This window comes from Mycobacterium colombiense, from assembly GCF_001953985.1.
Taxonomy (GTDB): domain Bacteria; phylum Actinomycetota; class Actinomycetes; order Mycobacteriales; family Mycobacteriaceae; genus Mycobacterium; species Mycobacterium colombiense_B.
Window position 1 is genome coordinate 222,999 of the sequence record NZ_MBEI01000079.1, and the last position, 22,216, is coordinate 245,214.

Below are 22,216 nucleotides of genomic sequence, written 5' to 3' on the forward strand. Positions count from 1 at the left end.
CCATGAGTTCGCCCGCGAGCGTCGAATGCAGCAAATGTGGGGCCGGGAACCGGCCTCAGGCCAAGTTCTGCAACAGCTGTGGTGCCCCGATTGTGGCCGAGGTCGCGTGCCCCGGCTGCGGCGCGCGCCAACCGGGCTCGCAGCGCTTCTGCGACGAGTGCGGCACCATGCTGGGGGCCCAGCCCATGGCGGCGCAGCCGGCGGCACCGCCCGTCCCCAAGACACTTGCGGGCGGGCGTTACACGCTCGGCCGCCTGCTCGGCGAAGGCGCGGGCAAGCGGGTGTACCTGGCCACCGACACGCGCCTGCAGCGCGAGGTGGCCGCCGCTTTGTTGAAGGCCGGCGGGACGGACGAGACGGCCATGCGCCGCGCGCGCCGGGAGGCCGAGGCGATGGCGAAGCTTGGCGAGCACCCCAATGTCGTCAACGTGTATGACTTCGGCGAAGAAGATGGGCAGCTCTACCTGATCAGCCAGTACATGGCCGGCGGTGACCTTTATGGCCTGCTCGCGGACGCGGCGGATCACCGGCTCGCCATCGAAGAGGTGGTCCGGATCGGTGGCGAGATCGCCAGCGGGCTCGCGCATGCGCACGCCCAGGGCGTCGTGCACCGCGACGTCAAGCCCCAGAATGTTTGGCTGGCACCCGACGGCACCGCCAAGATCGGAGATTTCGGGCTCGCGGTCGCGGAAGGCTCAACGCGCGTGACGGCCGTGGGGACGGTGATCGGAACGGTCGCCTATATGCCGCCCGAACAGGCTCTCGGTCGCGGCTCCGACGCTCGTTCGGATATCTACTCCCTTGGCGCTTTGCTGTACGAATTGCTCTGCGGGATAACACCTTTCGCGGGCGAGTCGCCGGCTGCCATTGTCTCCCAGCATGTTTCGACCGCTCCGGTCGCGCCAAGCGGGCATCGCTCCGGCGTTCCAGCACCGCTCGACCAGTTGCTGCTGAGGATGCTGGCGAAGTCGCCGGAGGCGCGTCCCCAGCAAGCGGCCGAGGTTCGCGATGCGCTTGCGACGATCGCCGCCGCGGTCGCGAGTGGTGATGGCGCGACTCGGGATATGGCGGCGCTCGACCGGATCACCGACAGCACGTTCCTCGGGCGAGAACGAGAAACGCACGAGCTCCGCGCCGCGATCGATGACGCCATGGGTCGCCGCGGCCGCACCGTGCTGATCAGTGGAGAGTCGGGAATCGGCAAGACACGCCTTGCGTCGGAGGCCGCGGCATACGCCGCCCTTCGGGGCGCGCAGGTTCTGTGGGGCCGCTGCTATGCGGGCGCGGGCGCTCCTGCCTATTGGCCGTGGGTGCAGGCGATCCGCGACTATGCACGTAGTCACGATGCCGAGACGGTGGCTTCTGACCTGGGCTCGGGCGCGTTTGAGATCGCCCAGATCGTCTCTGAGATTCGCGAGCGCATGCCGGAGATCCCCGAATCGCCACCGCTGGACGCCGAGCAGGCGCGCTTTCGGTTGTTCGACTCGGTGTCGCGGTTTCTGATCGGCGCCTCCGACCGCCAGCCACTCGCGATCTTCCTCGAAGACCTGCAACAGGCCGACCACCCCTCGTTGATGCTGTTGGCGTTCGTCGTGCGCGAGCTGGCCCACTCACGCGTGTTCGTGCTGGGCACTTATCGAGACGACGAGCTCCCCGACGACCATTATCTGAACGAGGTACTCACCGGGCTCAGCAAGGAACGGGGATACGCACGCATCAAGCTGCGGGGCCTCTCCGATCAACATGTCAAGGCGATGCTCGAAGCGGTACTGCAGCAACCGCTGGAGCGACGAAGTGAACTCGCACTTGCAGACGCCGTTTGCCGCGAGTCGGAGGGCAACCCGTACTTCACCGAAGAGATCGTCCGCCATCTGATCGACTCTGAAGTGCTCGACTGGCGCGACGGCCGGTGGGTTACCAACATCCGGGACGACGAGGAGCTCGGCATCCCTCGGGGTGTCCACGAGGTGGTCTCCCGTCGGTTGGAGAAGCTGCCGGCTGAAACGCTCGAGCTACTGTCGACCGCAGCGGTGATCGGCCGCGAGTTCGATCTGCCGATCCTGACGCACGTCAGCGGGCTGGAGGCAGACGTCGCATTTGCGCGGATGCAGCCGGCTCTGGACGGGGCGATCGTGCGGCAGGCCACCGGCGAGCCGGGCCGCTACGGCTTCGCGCATGGCGCGACTCGCGACGCGCTGTATGACGACCTGCCCGCGCTACGGCGCTCCCAGCTGCACATCGCCGCCGGCGAGGCGATCGAGGAGCTCTACGAGGACCGCATCGAGTCTCATCTGTCCGCAATCGCATTCCACTTCGCGAAGGCGGCTCCATACGGCGACGCCGCGAAGGCGGCCGACTATGCCTGGTGGGCGGGCGAACGCGCGGCGGCGACGTATGCCTACGAAGACGCGGTCAGCCTTTACGCGACGGCGCTCCGGCTCTTCGACACGATCTCGGAGGTGGTACCGCAGCGCCGATGCGATCTGCTGCTGGCGCTGGGGGACGCGCGGTGGCGGGCCGGCGAAGCCGAAGGCGCCCGCAAGACATTCGGCGAGGCTGCGACCATCGCGCGCGAGCTGGCGCTCAATGACCACTTTGCCCGTGCCGCGCTCGGATACGGCGGCGGCCCGGGCGGATTCTCGATCACCGATCGTGCCGATGAACAGCTGGTGGCGTTGTTGGATGAGGCGCTCGAGGTGCTGCCCGCGCGTGACAGCGCGCTGAGGGTGACGGTTCTTGCCCGGCTGGCCCTCGAGCTTCGCCGCAAGGGCGCGCTGGCGGAAGCCGACCGAACCAGCGCGCAGGCCATCGAGATGGCCGAGCGCGTCGGCGACACGAAGATCTTGCTGCTGGCCATGCACAGCCGGCAGTGGTCAACCTTGGGCCCCGACCGGACCGAAGAGGCGATCGCGTCGGGCGAGGAAATGGCGCGGCTCGCCCGGATCCTCGGTGATCGGGACATGGAGTTCGAGGGTCACCAGCTGCGGCTGATCGCCCTTGCCCAGCTCGGCGACTTCGGGGCGGTGGATCAAGAGATCGCGGCGTGTGACCGGCTGGCCAACGAGCTACACCAGCCGCGCTACCTGTGGCAGACGGCGGTGTTCCGCACGATGCGAGCGCTGATGCAGGGTCGCTATAAGGAGTCGGAGCGGCTCGCGCAGACCGCGCTGTCGATCGGGCAGCGTGCGGAGCCGGAGGTCGCGGCAGTGGTATTCGGCGCGCACTCGTTTCTGACCCGGCTCGCGGATGGCACTCTGGAACGGCTGCGCGATGTCGGCCGCGAGGCCGCCGCGCGCTACGGTCAGGCGTGGCCGGCATCGTACGTATGGCTGTTGACCGAGATCGGCCAGCTCGACGAGGCCCGCGCCAGGTTCGCCGAGCTTGCCGGCGACGGATTCGAGGCGCTCCGGCGCGGCAGTGATTGGTTGACGTCGGTCTGCGTCCTCTCGATGGCGTCGATCCCGATCGGTGATCGAGAAGCCGCATGCGCGCTCTACGAGCTGCTGTTGCCCTACGAAGACCGCTGCACTCTGTTTCTGGCCGGAGCCGGGTGCCTCGGCTCCAACCACACGTTCCTGGCCTTCGCCGCCGCGGCGGCGGCCCGCAAAGAGGACGCCGCGCACCACTTCGACCTCGCCCTTGCGCGCAATGCGGAGATCGGCAGCGACTACGTGACACCCCGGGTCTGCTACGAGTACGCACGCATGCTGCTCAGCACATCTGGGCCGGCGGATCGGGACAAGGCGATGGGCCTGATCGACCGCGGGCTTGACCTCGCGCAGCGCAACAGCATGCGTGTCGAGGTCGAGCGACTCGTGCAACTGCGCCGAGGGCACAAGGAGAGCCGGGAGCACCAGCTCGGCTGGTCGGTGATGGACGACGTTGCAGAGTCCGTCGAGGCGGACCGGCCCGACCTCAGCAAAGTGGCCGCTCCCGACGGAACCGTCACGATCATGTTCTCGGACATCGAAGGCTCGACGGCACTCGCCGAGCAGCTCGGCGATGAGCGGTGGCTCAAGCTTTTGCACCGCCACAACACGGTCATCCGCCGGCAGCTGGCCGCCCACAGCGGCTTCGAGGTCAAGTCGCAGGGCGACGGGTTCATGGTCGCCTTCGCCAGCGCCCGCAACGCGCTTCGCTGTGCGGTCGCTATCCAGCGCGACTTGCGGGGGTATCGCGACCAGTCCGGTGGCCAGGTGCTGCGCGTCCGGATCGGACTCCACACCGGGGAGGTGATCCGCGAGGAGGAGGACTTCTTCGGGCACACCGTGATCCTCGCCGCGCGAATCGGGGCGAAGGCGAACGGCAATGGGATCCTCGTGTCCGCGGTGCTGCGCGGGTTGGTCGCCGGCAGTCACGAGTTCCGATTCGGTGAAACGCGCGAGGAACAGCTCAAGGGAATTAGCGATCCCCAGCGTGTCTTTGAGGTCTGCTGGGAATAGGGCTCAGACCGACAGGCCCTCTTCGTTTGCCGGGCCGGTGCGCAATCGCTGCAGCGCCTGGCGCACCTGCTCCCCGTTGGTGGTCTGCCAGAACGGCGGCAACGAGGCCCGCAGGTAGCCGCCGTAGCCGGCGGTGACCATGCGCGAGTCGAGCACCGCGACCACTCCGCGATCGGTGACGCGGCGTAACAGCCGCCCCGATCCCTGCGCCAGCAGCAGCGCCGCGTGGTTGGCCGCGACGGCCATGAATCCGTTGCCGCCGCGCGCCGCGACCGCACGCTGCCGCGCACCCAGCAGGGGATCGTCGGGCCGGGGAAAAGGGATGCGGTCGATCAGCACCAACGACAGCGACGGCCCGGGCACATCGACGCCCTGCCACAGTGACAGCGTGCCGAACAGCGACGTCTGCGGGTCGGCGCTGAACTGCTCGACGAGCGCCGACGTGCTGTCGTCGCCCTGGCACAGCACCGGTGTCGAGAGGCGTCCGCGCATGGCCTCGGCGGCCGCCCGGGCGGCGCGCATCGACGAGAACAAGCCGAGGGTGCGCCCGTCGGCGGCGGCGATGAGTTCGGCGATCTCGCTCAGCTGCTCGGCCGAGCCGGTGCCGTCGCGTCCGGGCGGGGGCAGGTGCGCGGCCACATACAGGATTCCGGCTTTGGCGTGCTGGAACGGCGAACCAACGTCCAGGCCGCGCCACCGCGCGTCGTCGTCCTCGGCCGTCAGTCCCCACGCCGTTGCCATGGCATCGAACGAGCCGCCGATGGTCAGCGTCGCCGACGTCAGCACCACCGTCGAACGCGAGAACACCCGGGATCGCAGCAGCCCCGCAACCGACAGCGGCGCCACCCGCAACACCGGTCGCGATGAACCCCTGATCTCGTCGTGCTCCAGCCACACGACGTCGGTGCGGTCGGGGATGGCCGGGCCGAACGATTCGAGGACGCGCGACGCGGTGTCCGAGATCTCGCTCAGTGCCGCAACGGCTTCGGCGCGCGCCGACGCGGCCTTGGGGTCGTTGGTGGTGTCGATCGCCGAGCGCGCCGCGGTCGACACGTCGCGCAGCGCGGTCAGGTAGGTCGCCAGCTCGTCGTCGAGGCGGTCGATGCGGCCCGGGGTGCCGTCGTGGATGACCGAGGCGAAGTTCGCCGTCGTCGCCTCCAGGCGCTGGACCAATTCCGGGTCGACCAGTCGGGCGATCCGCCGGGCGGCCACCCCGAGGGAGGCCGACGTCAGCTCCGCGGTGGCCACCGACGTCACCCGGTCCACCAGCTCGTGGGCTTCGTCGACGACCAACAGCGCATGCTCGGGCAGCACCGCCGATTCGGCGACCGCGTCGATGGCCAGCAGCGCATGGTTGGTGACCACCACGTCGGCGCGGCCGGCCCGCGCCCTGGCGCGTTCGGAGAAGCACTCGGTGCCGAACGGGCAGCGCGCCATGCCGAGGCATTCCCGCGCGGAAACGCTGACCTGCGACCAGGATCGGTCCGGGACTCCGGGCTTCAGGTCGTCGCGATCGCCCGATTCGGTGCTCGAGGCCCATTCGGTGAGCCGCTGCACGTCGCGGCCCAGGGCGCTGACGGCCATCGGGTTGAAGAGCTCCTCCTGCGGCCGGTCGTCGCCGTCGTCGCCGTCGGCCGCCCCACCGTTGTGAATCTTGTTCAAGCACAAATAGTTTCGCCGCCCCTTGAGCAACGCGAACTGCGGGCGGCGCGGCAGCGCATCGGCCAGCGCATCGACCAGCCGGGGCAGATCGCGATCGACCAGCTGGCGCTGCAGAGCGATCGTGGCCGTGGACACGACGACGGGCGAGTCGTCGTCAAGGGCGTGGACGATGGCGGGCACCAGATACGCGAGCGACTTGCCGGTGCCGGTGCCGGCCTGCACCACCAGGTGTTCCTCGGTGGCGAAGGCCCGCGCCACCGCGGCGGCCATCTCCTGCTGGCCGCCGCGTTCACTACCGCCGAGAGCGGCCACCGCGGTGGCCAGCAACTCGGACACGGAAACGTCGGACGTGGCTACCTCTTCGCTGTTCGGTGCGGCGCTCACGCCGCGGCATCATTCGGGCGGCGCTAACGCCGGACGGCGGAAATCTGCGTCGTCGCGACCGCGGGATCGCCGTGCGACAAGTTCAATCCCTCCCACGGCAGACTGCGCAGCCCGGAAGTTACCAGTTCGCGCGCCGCGGCGAGGTTCGGTTTGGACACCAGTTCTCCACCGCGCACCAGTGGGACGGTCAACACGCGAGCCGGTTCGGAGACGGCGGGCTGTTGGCCGGCGGGATACACCACCTCCTCGGTGATGATGCCCGAGCCGCGCGACAGCCGCAGCGCCTCCTTGCGCCCGCCGTGAGATTCCTTGTGGCTGCTGCGCTTCTGGACCGGCAGGCCGTCCACCTCGACGAGTTTGTAGACCATATTCGCCGTGGGGGCGCCCGAGCCCGTCACCAGCGACGTGCCCACGCCGTAACTGTCCACCGGCTCGGCGGCCAGCGCCGCGATGGAGAACTCGTCGAGGTCGCCGGAGACCACGATGCGGGTCCCGGTGGCCCCCAGACTGTCGAGCTGTTCGCGCACCTGGCGGGCCAGCACGCCCAGCTCGCCGGAATCGATGCGCACCGCACCGAGCTCGGTGCCAGCGGCCGCGACCGCATTGGCCACACCGGTCGTCACGTCATAGGTGTCCACCAGCAGGGTGGTGTCCACGCCGAGCGCGTCGACCTGCGCCCGGAAAGCGGCCAATTCGATCGATTCCGTAGCGGAGTCGGCGCGGGTGAACAGCATGGTGAACGCGTGCGCCGAGGTGCCCTCGGTGGGTATGCCGTAGCAGCGCTGCGCCTCCAGATTGGATGTCGCCGCGAAGCCGGCGAGGTAGGCGGCGCGGGCCGCGGCTACGGCCGCCTGCTCGTGCGTGCGCCGCGACCCCATCTCGATCAACGGGCGCCCCCGGGCCGCGCTGACCATGCGCGCCGCGGCGGACGCGACCGCGGTGTCGTGATTGAAAATCGACAGCGCCAGCGTCTCGAGCACCACGCATTCGGCGAAGGTCCCGCTCACCGACAGCACCGGGGATCCGGGGAAGTACAGCTCGCCCTCGGCGTAGCCGTCGATGTCACCGCCGAACCGGAATTCGCGCAAGTAGCGCAACGTGTCCGGGTCGAGGAATTGCCCCAGCGATTGGCACGCCTGGTCATCGAAGGTGAACTGCGGCAGCGCCTCGAGCAGCCGGCCGGTCCCGGCCACCACGCCATAGCGGCGGCCTTCGGGAAGACGTCGGGCGAAAAGCTCGAAAGTTGTCCGGCGATCGGCGCTGCCGTCACGCAGCGCCGCCGCCAACATCGTCAACTCGTACTTGTCGGTCAGCAGCCCAGTAACGACCGGGTCGTTCATCCCATAACGGTATCGGCTGTGATCGGGGCTCGGAAACGACGTCCAACCCTCGGTATCGTGTAGGCCATGGTTGTTATGTCAGCGCCCACTAAGCCGGGCACTACAGGACAACGAGAGTCCGCTCCGGTAGAGGCCACGTCGAGTCCGTGGGTCACGATCGTCTGGGACGACCCGGTCAATCTGATGACCTACGTGACATATGTGTTCCAGAAGTTGTTCGGCTACAGCGAGCCGCACGCCACCAAGCTGATGCTGCAGGTGCACAACGAAGGAAAGGCCGTGGTGTCCGCCGGCAGCCGTGAGTCCATGGAAGTCGATGTGTCCAAGCTGCACGCCGCCGGTTTGTGGGCGACCATGCAGCAGGACCGCTGAAACTGAGGCGCTGGCGATTCCCTGTGCGCAAATGGAAGCGGGTCGAGACCGCGAGCGGTCCCCGCTTTCGGTCGTCCCTGGCTCCGCATGAGGCCACCCTGCTCAAGAACCTGGCCACCGCGATGATCGGCCTGCTCGACGAGCGTGAATCTTCCTCGCCCGCAGACGAACTCGAGGAGATCACCGGGATCAAGACCGGCAACGCCGACCCGCCGAAGGATCCCACGTTGCGTCGGCTGCTGCCCGACTTCTACCGGCACGACGACGAGGACACCGCACCGCCCGACGACGCGGACAGCCTCAACGCCGCGCTGCGCAGCCTGCACGAGCCGGACATCGTCAACGCCAAACGCGTTGCCGCACAGCGGTTACTGAGCACGATCCCCGAGGACGGCGGCCGCTTCGAGCTGACCGAGGACGACGCGAACTCCTGGGTCGCGGCGGTCAACGACATCCGGCTGACCCTGGGGGTCATGCTCGAGGTCGGGCCCGAAGGTCCGGAGCGCCTGCCGGCCGACCATCCGCTGGCCGTGCACTTCGACGTGTACCAGTGGCTGACGGTGTTGCAGGAGTACCTGGTCCTGGTGCTGATGGGGTCCCGATGATCGGCGACAGATGAACGCCATCACCGACGTCGCCGGCATCCGCGTCGGCCACTACCAACGACTGGACCCCGACGCGTCCCTGGGCGCCGGCTGGGCCTGCGGCGTCACCGTCGTGCTCACCCCGCCGGGCACCGTCGGCGCCGTCGATTGCCGCGGCGGCGCGCCCGGTACCCGGGAGACCGACCTGCTGGACCCGTCGAACACCGTGCGGTTCGTGGACGCGGTGTTGCTCGCCGGAGGCAGCGCCTATGGTCTGGCCGCCGCGGACGGCGTCATGCGCTGGCTGGAGGAACGCGAACGTGGCGTGGCGATGGACGGCGGCGTGGTGCCCATCGTGCCCGGAGCGGTGATCTTCGATCTGCCGGTCGGCGGTTGGGAGTGCCGCCCGACGGCCGAGTTCGGTTACGCCGCCTGCGCCGCCGCCGAGGACGGTGTCGCGATGGGCGTCGGGACCGTGGGCGCCGGGGTGGGGGCGCGCGCCGGCGCGCTCAAGGGCGGCGTCGGAACCGCGTCGCGGGTGCTGCCGTCCGGGGTGACCGTCGGGGCGGTGGCCGTGGTGAACTCCGCGGGCGAGGTCGTCGACCGGGGCACCGGCTTGCCGTGGATGGCGGACCTGACCCGGGGGTTCGGCCTCCGGCCGCCACCGGCCGAGCAAATCGACGTCTTCGCCCAGCTGCCGTCCCCGTCGAATCCGGTGGACAACCCGCTCAACACCGTCATCGCGGTGGTCGCCACCGACGCCGCCCTGAGCTCGGCGGCGTGCCGGCGGGTGGCGATCGCCGCCCACGACGGCCTGGCCCGCAGCATCCGGCCGGCGCACACGCCGGTCGACGGTGACACGGTGTTCGTGCTGGCCACCGGGGCGGTCGAGGTGACTGCGGCGGCAAGTTCGAAACCACCGCCCGCCTCCTTCTCCCCGGAGACCCCGCTGGCTACCGAGGTGGGCATCGCCGCCGCCGATTGCCTGGCGGACGCGGTGCTGGGCGGTGTGCTGGCCGCGGAATCGATCGCCGGCATACCGAGCTACCGCGACGTGCTGCCCGGGGCGTTCGGTCCATGAGATCGACCGGCCGCAGCGCCGGTAGCCTTGGCATGCTGGAAACACGCTGGAAGGGCAGCCATGGGTAAGACGACCACCGCGCCGCGACGAGGCAGAGCGGAGCGATGAGGAGGAGCGGCGCTCGTGGCTCGACGGGACGCCCTGGCGCGCACGGTGGCCAGCCGGCGAAGCGGTCCACCGCGACGGTGGGCGCCGCCACGATCCTCACGTTCGTGGCGTTGCTCTACCTCGTCGAGCTGATCGACCAGCTGTCCCGGCATTCGCTGGACGCCAACGGCATCAGGCCACTGGAAGCCGACGGCCTGTGGGGCATCGTTTTCTCCCCGGTGTTGCACGAGAGCTGGCAGCACCTGGCGGCCAACACCGTGCCGCTGCTGGTCCTGGGGTTCCTGATGACGCTGGCCGGCCTGTCCCGGTTCGTCTGGGCGACCGCGATCGTGTGGATCCTGGGCGGCTTCGGCACCTGGTTGATCGGCAACGTCGGCAGCAGCTGCGGCCCCACCGACCACATCGGCGCCTCCGGCCTGATCTTCGGCTGGCTGGCCTTCCTGATGGTGTTCGGGATCTTCGTGCGCCGGATGCGCGACATCATCATCGGGCTCATCGTGATGTTCGCCTACGGCGGCGTCCTGCTCGGAGCCATGCCCGTGCTCGGCAGATGCGGCGGCGTGTCATGGCAGGGCCACCTGTGTGGGGCGATCGCCGGCGTCGTGGCCGCCTACATGTTGTCCGCGCCGGAACGTAAGGGCCGGGCATCGAGGAGCGCCGGTACCACCGTTTCGCGGCCCAAGACATGAGCTCGCCACTGGCACCCATCGGGGTCTTCGACTCCGGTGTCGGGGGGCTCACCGTCGCGCGGGCGATCATCGACCAGCTGCCCGACGAGGACATCATCTATGTCGGCGATACCGGCCACGGTCCGTATGGCCCGTTGACCATCCCCGAGGTTCGCGCGCACGCGCTGGCCATCGGCGACGACCTCGTCGGCCGCGGCGTCAAGGCATTGGTCATCGCCTGCAACACGGCCTCCGCGGCGTGCCTGCGGGACGCTCGCGAACGCTATGACGTTCCCGTCGTCGAGGTGATCCTGCCGGCGGTGCGCCGCGCGGTCGCCACCACCCGCAACGGGCGCATCGGCGTCATCGGCACCCAGGCGACCATCACCTCGCACGCCTATCAGGACGCGTTCGCCGCGGCCCGCGACACCGAGATCACCGCGGTGGCCTGCCCGCGCTTCGTCGACTTCGTGGAGCGCGGCGTGACGAGTGGTCGTCAGGTGCTCGGGTTGGCCGAGGGCTATCTGGAGCCGTTGCAGCGCGCGCAGGTGGACACGCTGGTGCTCGGCTGCACCCACTATCCGTTGCTGTCCGGGCTCATCCAGTTGGCGATGGGTGACAACGTGACGCTGGTTTCCAGCGCCGAGGAAACCGCCAAGGAGGTGCTCCGGGTGCTGACCGAACGAGACTTGCTCCGGCCTCACGATGCGCCGCCCGCGACACGGGTTTTCGAAGCCACCGGCGACCCCGACGCATTCACCGCCTTGGCGGCGCGCTTCCTGGGTCCGGCGGTCACCGGCGTCCAGCCTGTTCATCAGGTGCGCATTGATTAACGGCGGGACGAGATTCTGGTCACACCAATGCGGCCATGTTTTCGTCATGGTGCCATTGGGCATGGCACAGTGGTGTCCGTGCGAATAACCGTGCTCGGCTGCTCGGGCAGCGTGGTGGGTCCGGATTCGCCCGCGTCGGGTTATCTGCTCCGGGCACCGGACACTCCGCCGTTGGTCATCGACTTCGGTGGGGGCGTTCTGGGTGCGCTACAGCGCTATGCCGATCCCGGTTCCGTGCACGTGCTGTTGTCCCATTTACACGCCGACCACTGTCTGGATTTGCCCGGACTTTTCGTGTGGCGCCGCTACCATCCGACGCGTCCGCTGGGTAAGGCGTTGCTGTATGGCCCGGGGGACACCTGGTCGCGGCTGGGTGCGGCGTCGTCACCGTATGGCGGCGAGATCGACGACTGCTCGGACATTTTCGATGTTCGGCATTGGGTCGAAGGCGAGCCGGTGACGATCGGCGCGCTGACGGTGACGCCGCGAGTGGTGGCTCATCCGACCGAGTCCTACGGCTTGAAGATCACCGACCCCTCCGGCGCCTCGTTCGTCTACAGCGGTGACACCGGCTTCTGCGATCAGCTCGTCGAGCTGGCTCGCGGCGCCGACGTCTTCCTCTGCGAGGCCTCGTGGACGCACTCGCCGGACCGTCCACCCGCGCTGCACCTGTCGGGCACCGAGGCGGGCCGGGCCGCGGCCGCAGCCGGCGTGCACGAACTCTTGCTCACCCACATCCCGCCGTGGACCTCGCGTGAGGATGTCATCAGCGAGGCCAAGGCCGAGTTCGATGGTCCCGTGCATGCGGTGGTGTGCGGTGAGACCTTCGATATCCGCCGCTCCGAGCGGGTCTGAGCCACCCGCGGCGCCGCCGAATTGCCCGCTAGTGTTGGCGGCGTGACGAGACGAGAAGACGGCCGCCTTGACGACGAGCTTCGGCCCGTTGTCATCACCCGCGGTTTCACTGACCACCCCGCCGGTTCGGTATTGATCGAATTCGGCCACACCAAGGTCATGTGCACCGCAAGCGTGACCGAGGGGGTGCCGCGCTGGCGCAAGGGGTCGGGCCTGGGGTGGCTGACCGCCGAGTACGCAATGCTGCCGTCGGCGACCCACACCCGCTCGGACCGCGAATCGGTGAAGGGCCGCCTGTCCGGGCGCACCCAGGAGATCAGCCGGCTGATCGGACGGTCGCTGCGGGCATGCATCGACCTGGCGGCGCTGGGGGAGAACACCATCGCCGTCGACTGCGACGTCTTGCAGGCCGACGGCGGAACCCGCACCGCGGCCATCACGGGCGCCTTCGTGGCGTTGTCCGACGCGGTGACCTATCTCGCGGCGGCGGGCAAGCTGTCGGATCCGCGGCCGTTGTCGTGTGCGATCGCGGCGGTCAGCGTCGGCGTGGTCGACGGGCGGATCCGGGTCGACCTGCCCTACGAGGAGGACTCCCGCGCCGAGGTCGACATGAACGTCGTCGCCACCGACACCGGGACCCTCGTCGAGGTTCAGGGGACCGGTGAGGGGGCGACGTTCCCGCGCTCGACGCTGGACAAGTTGCTCGACGTGGCGCTGGGTGCCTGCGACAAGCTGTTCGCCGCGCAGCGCGAGGCGCTCCAGCAGCCATACCCCGGTGTGCTTCCGGAGGGTGCCCCGACGCCGAAGGCGTTCGGCAGCTGACGCCGCGGTTTAGCGTCGCCGACATCGCGGCCTAGACGAGAACCCTTCCGGGTCGGTCATGACCCATCCCTACGCAGCTCGAATATTGGGATGATGCGGGTGGTTTTCGACTGGTAGTTCGCGAACGCGAACGCGGGTACGGTCGCGTTGATCTTGGGGATGATCGCCTGGCGTTCGGACGAGTCGAGCTCGTGCGCGATGACGTCGAACGAGTCGGTGGCGACTTCAACGCGCGCCCGCGGGTTCGCCCGCAGGTTGTGCACCCACCCCGGGTTGACGTCGGCGCCTCCGTAACCCGCGACGATCAGCAGCTTGCCGTCGATACGGAAGGCCACCAGCGGCGCGACGCGCGGCTCGCCGGACTTCGCGCCCGTCGTTGTGAGTAGCAACAGTTCGTTGCCCTCGAAACGCCCGCCGACCTTGCCGGCGTTGGCGCGAAACTCGTCGGTGATGTTGTTATTGAGCGCCTTGAGCGTCTCGGTATCGGGCTTTTGACTCACCCTGGGGGGAAGCTACTTCGTCGCTGTGTCTATTCCTTGCGAAGCGGGTCGGGTTGTAGGCCGTGCTAATGCGACTTATTGCCCGATTGCGAAGCGGACGAGCGTCGTCTTGGCTGCTGCGGCAAGCAACTCTTGAGAATCCGGCTGGCGATCGCCCGGAAGTCCCAGCATCAGACCCTTCGCCGCCTTGGGTCCGTTGCGGCTGGCGAACTCGGCGAGGATGGCGGCCTTCTGGTCGTCTTGTCTGATCGCGGTCGGCGTCGCAGTGAACCATTCGCGCTTGATCAAGACCCGCACATTCCGGGCACTGCTCAGTGCCTTGGGCCAGTTCGCGGTGCTGGATACGAGGACATCGCCGTCGTCCCAGGGGAAGTAGCCGATGGCGAAGGTGTACTTGTTGCCTGTCTTGCCGCCGACGTAGCTCAGCAACATCAGACGGCTGCTCACCAACCCGTGCAGCGGGGATTTGAGCAAGGGCCGCACCACGGCGTTCGCCCTGGCGAAGAAGGTGGCTAGCCGTGCCGGGTCATCCATCACGAAGTCGAGTCTCCAAGACCGGGCCGCGATACGTCGATCCATCCGATTTCCGTTTTAGAGCCGTGCGGAATGGAAGCCCGTAGGCCAGCTACGCTACTCGGCATGCTGACCTGCAGGAATAGGTTTAGGAATGGCTGGTGACCCGGCTGCTGGTCGCCAGCCGCAACCCGAAGAAGCTGGCCGAGTTGCGCCGGGTGCTCGACGCGGCCGGCCTGACGGGATTGGCGTTGGTGTCACTCGACGACGTGGCGCCGTTCGAGGAAGCGCCGGAGACCGGCGCGATTTTCGAGGACAACGCTTTGGCCAAGGCGCGGGATGCCTTCGCCGCGAGCGGGCTGGCGAGTGTGGCCGACGATTCCGGACTGGAGGTCGCCGCGCTCAACGGCATGCCCGGCGTGCTGTCGGCGCGCTGGTCGGGTCGGCACGGAGATGACGCGGGCAACACCGCGTTGCTGCTGGCGCAACTGAGCGACGTGCCTGATGGACGGCGCGGTGCGGCGTTCGTGTCCGCGTGTGCGCTCGTCTCGGCCGCCGGCGAGGTCGTCGTCCGCGACGAGTGGCCCGGCAGCATTGCCCGCGAACCTCGCGGGGACGGTGGTTTCGGCTACGACCCGGTGTTCGTGCCCCAGGGGCACGACCGCACGGCTGCGGAGCTGACCCCGGAGGAGAAGGACGCCGTCTCGCATCGCGGTCGCGCGCTGCGGCTGCTGTTGCCGGCGTTGGAAACGCTGGCCCGATCCGGGGGATAGGGCGCCCGGTCGCGGGCCTCGACGCTTGCGTCACACCAGCCCCGGCTCAGAGTGGTTGACCTTTTGCCCACCTCTGAGCGACAACCTGTTGCGCGCCCACGCTGTCGCTCCAAGGCGGGCACTTGCGGTGTCTCCTGGAGAGGCGCGTGGCTATAGCCCGAAACGCGCCTTGACGTCCCTGCTTTGGAAGTGTTCGACGATGATGCCGAGCAGCGGGATGGTCCCGGACAGCAGCACGCCGACCGTCTTGCCGAGCGGCCAGCGCACCTTGACCGCCAAATTGAAGGCGGTCAGCACGTAGATGAAATACACCCACCCGTGGACCACTTCGATCCACCGGATCTCGTGGCCGAAGGCGAGGTGCGAGACGATCTCGTAGCACAGCGCGATGAGCCACAGACCCGTCGTCCACGCCATGATCCGGTAGCCGAGCAGCGCCGTGCGGATCTTGTCGACGGGCACTGCGGGCACTGATGTTCCGGGCGTCTCCGGTGTGGTCATGCGGTTGTCCTCTTCTGCTTTTCGGCGTCTTGCGCGGCGAGCTCGGCAAGGTAGGCGTTGTACTCGCGCAGCGCGGGGTCGTCGAGTGCCTGCGACGCGGGCTTGGGCCGCTCGGGCAGCAGCCCGGCGGGTATCTCCGTCATCGCGTCTGTGCTCCGCGGCTGTGGTGGTTCCTCTTCATAGCGAACGAATTTGCGGTAGGCGTAGACACAGAATCCGGCGAACAGCGGCCACTGCAACGCATAGCCCAGGTTCTGAAAGGAGCCGGAGACGGAATTGAACCTGGTCCACTGCCACCAGCCCAGGGCCAGGCAGCCGCACGCCGCGACGATCACCAGCGCGATGAGCGCGGGCCTGCGACGATGCGTAGTGGACACCCCTTGACCGTACCGCTCACGATTTGGGCCCGACGAATTCGTCGAGCCGTGCCACCGCTGCCTTGCGATAGATGGCGATGACGTAGCGACTGGATCGGGTCCACGGGATGCCAAGGTGGTCGAGCGCGGCAGTGAACAGCCCGCGGATATCGTCGGAACGGTTTGAGAAGTGGTACCGCACGCTTCGGACCCCGCGGTCGTTCGCCACCACACGGCATCCGTCGCTTTCGATGAGGCCGCGAACGAATTCCTCGGTGGCCTGTTTGACAAGAGCCTGCTGCCAAGGTTCCAGCCGAATCGGCCTCAGGTGCTTGCGGCCGGGGCCATGTTGAGGGAACAAACATGGCCAGTGTTTTGAGTACAGCGAGACGACTACGCAGCCAGTCGGCTGTCGGTGGATCGATGCGAGCTGGCCGGGCATCAGGGTATCTATGGCCACGCGGCAGCGGTCGATGATTCCGGGATATGCCTTATCCAACGTCACGCGAAGACGCCAGATCCGTCGGTCGCGTGATATGCAGCCGTCGCCGAGGTACAGGCCGAGGAGATAGGAATATGGCGCTGCCGGAAGAGCGGCAAACTCATGAAGGGTGCCACAGTCTGATCCACCCGCGGACCGCGATCGAATTTGTGGACGGCATCGCCAGTCCCGCACCGTCTGCCGCGGTACGCCGAGTTGTCGCCCAATCGCGCAGTCGTTTATGCCGGCGGCGATGAGTCGCCGCGCAGCATCGAACTGCTCCGCGGACCGCATTTGGATGCCTTTCTCTTCGGTTATCGGTCAAGCTAGGCCTGATTACCGACAAGTTGTGGAGTCGTCGAAGCTGTACGATCTCTACGCGCGCGGGCGTGGCGAAATTGGTATACGCGCCGGCTTTAGGTGCCGGTGCTCGAGAGAGCGTGAGGGTTCGAGTCCCTCCGCCCGCACTCGACACCCGAGACGAAATCTCGAAGACATAAGCGTCAAACCCTTCCTGGCGGGTATCTGGAACTCACGGGACACAAGGGAGACGCCATGCCCACTGGAAACGAGCCCACAGCACGAGGCGAAAAGGCCTTCACCGCAGAAGATGTCGAACTCGCCGAACACAACGCCGCCGCGGCCCGCGAACGCGCCGCTCGCGCGGGACTGTCCGCGGCCCACAGCTTCGAGGAATCGGCGCTCCAGCACGAACGGGTCGCCGAGATTCAAGATCAAACCATCCGACAGGGCGTATCGCACACGGACGTGCACCGCACGTCTGCGCTCAAGCACCGCCAGGCGGCCGAAGAGGATCGCAAGCTCGCCGCCCTGAAGCGGAAGGAATCCGAAGCCGACCTCGCCTCGGCGCCGGGCACCGACTGACGCCGGTCAGTCCGCCACAAAGCGGGCGCGAACCTCCGGGGCCGGCAGCGGGCAACTGTCGTACTTGCCGCCGACGCGATAGCGGATCGCGGCGAACCTGTCGTAGAGCCAATCGCGCAGCGGAGCCGGAATGACGCGCGCGACCACGAACATTCGCCACGGTCCGCCGAGATAATCCGCCACGCGCAGGACGGCCTCGGATCGGACGCCCACCCGTTCCGAGGGGCCGCCCGGGTCATTCACAAACACCACCGAGTCGACGTTGCCGATCTCCGGGTGCCGCTCGATGATCGCCTTGGCGAAGACACTGTCCAGCGCTGCGAAGCGCAGCGGACCGCTGGGATCGAACCGAAGGATCGTGCGCACCGACCGGTTGCACACCCCGCAGACCCCGTCGTACAGCAGCACGGGCGCCACCAACTCACCGCTCACGCCTGCCAGGTTACCGAGCGGGGGCCAGGTTGACCTATGGTAAGGCAACCCTTAGTTTGTGGGGGTAACGTACCAAGTCGTGACCGGCTGGCCGGTGATCGCGGCGCCCACGTGTGGGGTCGTGGTAGGCGTCGAATTCAGGTTGTGCGCGCCCCATGGGCCGCATCGATCCCTGGCCTCGTGGCGGTGAACCCGCCGGGTCGTCAGATCGGCGAGGCCGTCGCGGCGCGGAGCGCCGCGAGAAAGGACCGCTAATGGCACGCGGATTCTCCGGTGTGATGCTGCGCAGCTTCGGCGCGCGCGACCACACCGCGACGGTGATCGAAACCGTCCGGATCGCCCCGCATTTCGTGCGGGTGCGCATGACATCGCCGACGCTGTTCGAAGACGTCGATGCCGAACCGGCTGCGTGGCTGCGGTTCTGGTTCCCGGACCCGGACGGATCGAAAACCGAATTCCAGCGCGCCTACACGATCTCGGAGGCGGACGTCCCCGCCGGACGTTTCGCCGTCGACATCGTGCTGCACGATCCCGCCGGCCCAGCGTCATCATGGGCGCGCACCGTGCAGCCCGGGGCGACCATCGCGGTCATGGCCCTGATGGGCTCGTCGCGATTCGACGTGCCCGACGAGCAGCCGGCCGGCTACCTGCTGATCGGCGACTCGGCGTCCATCCCAGGGATGAACGGGATCATCGGGGTCGTCCCCGACGATGTCCCCATCGAGATGTACCTCGAACAGCACGACGACAACGACACCTTGATACCGGTCGCGCAGCATCCCCGGCTGCGGCTGCACTGGGTTGCCCGCCACGATGAGAAATCGCTCGCCTCCGCGATCGAGAGCCGGGATTGGTCGAACTGGTACGCGTGGGCGACGCCGGAGGCCACGACGCTCAAGCAGGTGCGAGCGCGGCTGCGCGGCGAGTTCGGCTTTCCCAAATCCGAGGTGCACGCCCAGGCCTACTGGAGCGCCGGGCGCGCGATGGGCACCCGGCGCGGCGACGAGCCGGAGGCGCCCGTCGGCGCCACACCCAGCGCTTCCACGGAAGACATTGCGGCGCAACTGGAGTCGGCTCCGCAGGTGTCCGACGTGGCTCCCGTCCCGGCGGCCCGCGGGAATTGGCGTGCCCAGGGCGCCGGTCGGCTGCTCGCACCGCTGCGGTCGGCGCTGATCGTCTCGGGCGTGCTGCAGGCGGTGATCACGCTGGTGCAACTGGCGCCGTTCGTGTTGCTGGTCGAGCTGGCCCGGCTGTTGGTTTCCGGGGCGCCCGCCTCCCGGCTGTGGGATATCGGCATCGCCGCGGTGTCGCTGCTGGGCCTGGGTGCGTTGCTCGGCGCCGCGCTCACCCTCTGGCTCCACGTCGTCGACGCCCGATTCGCGCGCGATCTGCGATCGCGGCTGTTGCACAAGCTGTCTCGGTTACCCCTGGGCTGGTTCACCGCACGCGGCTCGGGGTCGATCAAGCAACTGCTGACCGACGACACGCTGTCCTTGCACTACCTGGTCACCCACGCCATACCGGACGCGGTGGCCGCGGCCGTCGCGCCGGTCGCGGTGCTGGTCTATTTGTTCGCCGTCGACTGGCGGGTGGCGCTGGTGTTGTTCGTGCCCGTCCTGGTGTACCTGGTACTGACGTCGTCGCTGACGATCCAGTCGGGCCCGCGCATCCCGCAGTCGCAGCGCTGGGCGGAGACGATGAGCGGCGAGGCCGGCGCATACCTGGAAGGCCAGCCGGTGATCCGCGTCTTCGGTGGTGCCGCCGCATCCAGCTTCCGGCGCCGCCTGGATGAGTACGTCGGCTTCCTGGTCGCCTGGCAGCGCCCGCTGGCCGGCAAGAAGACCTTCATGGACCTGGTCACCCGTCCCGCCACGTTCCTCTGGCTCATCGCGGTCACGGGGACCCTGCTGGTGGTCACCGGGCGGATGAACCCGGTGGACCTGCTGCCGTTCTTGTTGCTGGGCACCACCTTTGGCGCACGGCTGCTCGGCATCGCCTACGGCCTCGGCGGCATCCGCGCCGGCATGTTGGCCGCGCGGCGCCTGCAGAACACGCTCGACGAGGCCGACCTCGCGGTGCGAGACCACGACGAAGCCCACCGAGATGTGGCGGCGACGGTGGTGTTCGACAACGTCGGCTTCGGCTATCGCCCCGACGTTCCCGTCATTCACGACGTGTCGCTGACCTTGCGGCCCGGTACCGTCACCGCGTTGGTCGGCCCCTCCGGATCCGGCAAGTCGACGCTGGCCGCCTTGCTGGCCCGGTTCCACGATGTCGGGCAGGGCGCGATACGCGTTGGGGGACAGGATATTCGGTCGATGACCGCGGACCAGCTCTACGCTCAGGTCGGATTCGTGCTGCAGGAGACGCAATTGGTGCACGGCACGGTCGCGGAAAACATCGCGCTGGCCGTCCCCGATGCCACCGCGGCGCAAATCGAACAGGCGGCGCGTGAGGCACAAATCCACGACCGCATCATGCGACTGCCGGACGGCTACGACACCATGCTCGGCGCCGGCAGTGGGCTCTCCGGCGGTGAGCGCCAACGACTCACCATCGCCCGCGCGATCCTGGCCGACACCCCGGTGCTCATCCTCGACGAGGCCACCGCCTTCGCCGACCCCGAATCGGAATACCTTGTGCAGCAAGCGCTCAACCGCCTGACTCAGGACCGCACCGTGCTGGTGATCGCGCACCGATTGCACACGATCACCCGGGCCCACCAGATCGTTGTGCTCGACCACGGCCGCATCGTGGAACGCGGCACCCATGACGAGTTGCTGACCGCCGACGGCCGGTACCGGCGGCTGTGGGAGGGCGGCCGCCGTGACCGGGTGGCCGCAAGCACGACGGGCGAGGGCACACGATGATCCGCACGTGGTTGAGTTTGGTTCCGGCGGATCGCCGCAACCGGGTCATCACCTACACGGTGCTCGCACTGATCTCCGTGGTGGTGCGCGCGGTGGCCACCGTGCTGTTGGTCCCGCTGGTCGGGGCGTTGTTCAGCGACGAGCCGCAGCGCGCACTGGTCTGGCTGGGCTGGCTGACCGCGGCGACCGTGACCGGCTGGGTGATCGACACCGCAACCGCGCGTATCGGTTTCAACCTGGGCTTCGCGGTGCTGGATCACAGCCAGCACGACGTGGCGGACCGGCTGCCCGGTGTGCGACTGGATTGGTTCACCGCCGAGCACACCGCGACGGCGCGGCAGGCGATCGCGGCGACCGGTCCGGAACTCGTCGGCCTGGTCGTCAACCTGCTCACGCCGCTGATCTCCGCCATCCTGCTGCCCGCCGCCATCGCGGTCGTCCTGCTGCCGGTCTCCTGGCAGCTGGGGGCCGCCGCGCTCGGCGGCCTGCCGCTGTTGTTGGGCGCGCTGTGGGCATCGGCCCGCTTGGCGCGCCGCGCCGATGCCGCGGCGGCCGACGCCAATAGCGCGCTCACCGAGCGGATCATCGAGTTCGCCCGCACCCAGCAGGCGCTGCGGGCCGCGCGGCGCGTCGAGCCGGCGCGAAGCCTGGTCGGCGACGCGCTGGCCGCGCAACACGGGGCCACCATGCGCTTGCTTTCCATGCAGGTCCCCGGGCAGCTGCTGTTCAGCCTGGCCAGCCAGCTCGCGCTGATCCTGCTGGCCGGGGCGACCACCGCGCTGACCGTGAACGGAACGCTCACGGTGGCCGAGGCCATCGCGTTGATCGTCGTCATCGTGCGCTACCTGGAACCGTTCACCACCATCAGCGAGCTGGCGCCGGCGCTGGAGAGCACCCGCGCCACCCTCGACAACATCCGTTCGGTGCTCACCGCGCCGCTGATGAATGCCGGCGCCGGCACGCTGACTGGCGGGGCGGCGCCGCGTATCGAGTTCGATCATGTGGTGTTCCGCTACGACGGCGCAGGGGCGCCGGTGCTCGACGGGGTGAGCTTCGCGCTGGAGCCGGGCGGCACGACGGCGATCGTCGGACCGTCCGGTTCGGGCAAGAGCACCATCCTGGCGCTGATCGCCGGACTGCACGAGCCCACGGCCGGCCGGGTGCTGATCGACGGGGTCGACGCGGCGACGCTGGACGGCGACGCCCGGCGCGCGGCGAGCAGCGTGGTGTTCCAGCATCCCTACCTGTTTCACGGGTCGATCCGCGACAACGTGTTTGCCGGTGATCCCGGCGCCGGCGACGAGCGGTTCGAGCGGGCGGTGGCGCTTGCCCGTGTCGACGAGCTCGTCGCGAGGCTCCCCGACGGCGCCGACACCGTGGTGGGCGAGGCCGGCTCGGCACTGTCCGGTGGTGAGCGGCAACGGGTCAGCATCGCCCGTGCGTTGCTCAAGCCCGCACCGATTCTGCTGGTAGACGAGGCGACCAGCGCGCTGGACACCGAGAACGAGGCCGCGGTGGTCGACGCCCTCACCGCCGACCCGCAATCGCGCACCCAGGTGATCGTCGCGCATCGGCTGGCCAGCATCAGTCACGCCGACCGCGTCCTGTTCCTCGACCACGGCCGCGTCGTCGAGGATGGAACGGTGGACGAATTGCTCGCTGCGGGCGGCCGTTTCGACGAATTCTGGCGGCAGCAGCACGAAGCCGCCGAATGGCGGATTCTGGCCGATTAACGCACCGCGGTTGACTGGGGC

The 22,216-nt window shown here is 68.4% G+C and carries 20 protein-coding genes and 1 tRNA gene; 13 read left to right on the forward strand and 8 right to left on the reverse strand.

Annotated elements, in window-relative coordinates; translation table 11 throughout:
• Positions 1 to 2 precede the first annotated feature (2 nt).
• Positions 3 to 4,442 carry a protein kinase domain-containing protein gene (locus tag A5732_RS25055; RefSeq protein ID WP_076103578.1) on the forward strand — a complete coding sequence of 1,480 codons (4,440 nt, stop codon included), beginning with the start codon at positions 3 to 5 and terminating at the stop codon, positions 4,440 to 4,442.
• Between the two features lie 3 nt (positions 4,443 to 4,445).
• On the opposite strand, the gene A5732_RS25060 is transcribed toward A5732_RS25055, so the two are convergent.
• Both A5732_RS25060 and A5732_RS25065 read right to left on the reverse strand, forming a co-directional pair.
• The gene (locus tag A5732_RS25060; RefSeq protein ID WP_142256674.1) at positions 4,446 to 6,488 is read right to left on the reverse strand and encodes an ATP-dependent DNA helicase; all 2,043 of its coding nucleotides are present in this window, start codon (positions 6,486 to 6,488) and stop codon (positions 4,446 to 4,448) included.
• A 23-nt stretch (positions 6,489 to 6,511) separates the two neighbouring features.
• Positions 6,512 to 7,828, reverse strand: coding sequence for a nicotinate phosphoribosyltransferase (locus tag A5732_RS25065; RefSeq protein WP_075236742.1), 1,317 nt, complete (start codon positions 7,826 to 7,828; stop codon positions 6,512 to 6,514).
• Positions 7,829 to 7,894: 66 nt separating this feature from the next.
• Here A5732_RS25065 and clpS point away from each other — a divergent pair, with 66 nt between their 5' ends.
• The 7 genes from clpS to rph all read left to right on the forward strand — a co-directional run bounded on the left by clpS (position 7,895) and on the right by rph (position 13,151).
• Positions 7,895 to 8,200 carry an ATP-dependent Clp protease adapter ClpS gene (clpS, locus tag A5732_RS25070; protein WP_064950340.1) on the forward strand — a complete coding sequence of 102 codons (306 nt, stop codon included), beginning with the start codon at positions 7,895 to 7,897 and terminating at the stop codon, positions 8,198 to 8,200.
• Positions 8,201 to 8,223: 23 nt separating this feature from the next.
• Positions 8,224 to 8,805, forward strand: coding sequence for an oxidative stress transcriptional regulator AosR (gene aosR / locus A5732_RS25075; RefSeq protein WP_065056254.1), 582 nt, complete (start codon positions 8,224 to 8,226; stop codon positions 8,803 to 8,805).
• Between the two features lie 10 nt (positions 8,806 to 8,815).
• Complete coding sequence (locus A5732_RS25080) at positions 8,816 to 9,865, forward strand: P1 family peptidase (RefSeq protein WP_076103579.1); 1,050 nt, start codon at positions 8,816 to 8,818, stop codon at positions 9,863 to 9,865.
• Between the two features lie 104 nt (positions 9,866 to 9,969).
• A complete protein-coding gene (locus tag A5732_RS25085; RefSeq protein ID WP_253189115.1) occupies positions 9,970 to 10,662 on the forward strand; it encodes a rhomboid family intramembrane serine protease in 693 nt (230 codons plus the stop codon).
• Positions 10,659 to 11,474 carry a glutamate racemase gene (gene murI, locus A5732_RS25090; RefSeq protein ID WP_076052356.1) on the forward strand — a complete coding sequence of 272 codons (816 nt, stop codon included), beginning with the start codon at positions 10,659 to 10,661 and terminating at the stop codon, positions 11,472 to 11,474. Before A5732_RS25085 ends, murI begins: the two co-directional genes overlap by 4 nt.
• 72 nt (positions 11,475 to 11,546) lie before the next feature.
• On the forward strand, positions 11,547 to 12,329 hold the full coding sequence (locus A5732_RS25095) for a cyclic nucleotide-degrading phosphodiesterase (RefSeq protein ID WP_076052426.1): 783 nt from the start codon (positions 11,547 to 11,549) through the stop codon (positions 12,327 to 12,329).
• Positions 12,330 to 12,371: 42 nt separating this feature from the next.
• Positions 12,372 to 13,151, forward strand: coding sequence for a ribonuclease PH (gene rph / locus A5732_RS25100; RefSeq protein WP_064952298.1), 780 nt, complete (start codon positions 12,372 to 12,374; stop codon positions 13,149 to 13,151).
• A 56-nt stretch (positions 13,152 to 13,207) separates the two neighbouring features.
• On the opposite strand, the gene A5732_RS25105 is transcribed toward rph, so the two are convergent.
• Entirely contained in the window at positions 13,208 to 13,651 is a 444-nt protein-coding gene (locus A5732_RS25105; RefSeq protein ID WP_076103581.1) for a nitroreductase family deazaflavin-dependent oxidoreductase, read from the reverse strand.
• 75 nt (positions 13,652 to 13,726) lie between these two features.
• On the reverse strand, positions 13,727 to 14,188 hold the full coding sequence (locus A5732_RS25110; RefSeq protein WP_216351592.1) for a hypothetical protein: 462 nt from the start codon (positions 14,186 to 14,188) through the stop codon (positions 13,727 to 13,729).
• Between the two features lie 134 nt (positions 14,189 to 14,322).
• Here A5732_RS25110 and rdgB point away from each other — a divergent pair, with 134 nt between their 5' ends.
• Positions 14,323 to 14,937, forward strand: coding sequence for an RdgB/HAM1 family non-canonical purine NTP pyrophosphatase (gene rdgB, locus A5732_RS25115; RefSeq protein WP_171975102.1), 615 nt, complete (start codon positions 14,323 to 14,325; stop codon positions 14,935 to 14,937).
• 150 nt (positions 14,938 to 15,087) lie between these two features.
• Here rdgB and A5732_RS25120 read toward each other — a convergent pair whose 3' ends face one another.
• From A5732_RS25120 to A5732_RS25130, 3 genes are read right to left on the reverse strand one after another with little or no spacing between them, the layout of a single operon-like run.
• Complete coding sequence (locus A5732_RS25120; RefSeq protein WP_007773933.1) at positions 15,088 to 15,438, reverse strand: DUF3817 domain-containing protein; 351 nt, start codon at positions 15,436 to 15,438, stop codon at positions 15,088 to 15,090.
• On the reverse strand, positions 15,435 to 15,815 hold the full coding sequence (locus tag A5732_RS25125) for a hypothetical protein (RefSeq protein ID WP_076103583.1): 381 nt from the start codon (positions 15,813 to 15,815) through the stop codon (positions 15,435 to 15,437). The genes A5732_RS25120 and A5732_RS25125 overlap by 4 nt, the downstream gene beginning before the upstream one ends.
• Before the next feature lie 16 nt (positions 15,816 to 15,831).
• Positions 15,832 to 16,569: a hypothetical protein gene (locus A5732_RS25130; protein WP_076103584.1), complete on the reverse strand. Its 738-nt coding sequence runs from the start codon at positions 16,567 to 16,569 to the stop codon at positions 15,832 to 15,834.
• An 89-nt stretch (positions 16,570 to 16,658) separates the two neighbouring features.
• On the opposite strand from A5732_RS25130, the gene A5732_RS25135 reads away from it, so the two are divergent.
• Positions 16,659 to 16,742: transfer RNA gene (locus A5732_RS25135), tRNA-Leu, on the forward strand.
• A gap of 88 nt (positions 16,743 to 16,830) precedes the next feature.
• Positions 16,831 to 17,160, forward strand: a complete 330-nt coding sequence (locus A5732_RS25140; RefSeq protein ID WP_076103585.1) for a hypothetical protein — start codon at positions 16,831 to 16,833, stop codon at positions 17,158 to 17,160.
• Between the two features lie 6 nt (positions 17,161 to 17,166).
• Here the strand turns inward: A5732_RS25140 and A5732_RS25145 are convergent, their stop codons facing one another.
• Positions 17,167 to 17,592 (reverse strand): thiol-disulfide oxidoreductase DCC family protein, encoded by a 426-nt coding sequence (locus A5732_RS25145; RefSeq protein ID WP_076103586.1) that lies wholly within the window; start codon positions 17,590 to 17,592, stop codon positions 17,167 to 17,169.
• A 254-nt stretch (positions 17,593 to 17,846) separates the two neighbouring features.
• Between A5732_RS25145 and A5732_RS25150 the strand changes: the two genes are divergently transcribed.
• Complete coding sequence (locus A5732_RS25150; RefSeq protein WP_076103587.1) at positions 17,847 to 20,462, forward strand: ABC transporter ATP-binding protein/permease; 2,616 nt, start codon at positions 17,847 to 17,849, stop codon at positions 20,460 to 20,462.
• Positions 20,459 to 22,195, forward strand: coding sequence for an ABC transporter ATP-binding protein (locus tag A5732_RS25155; RefSeq protein ID WP_076103588.1), 1,737 nt, complete (start codon positions 20,459 to 20,461; stop codon positions 22,193 to 22,195). The genes A5732_RS25150 and A5732_RS25155 overlap by 4 nt, the downstream gene beginning before the upstream one ends.
• Positions 22,196 to 22,216 lie beyond the last annotated feature (21 nt).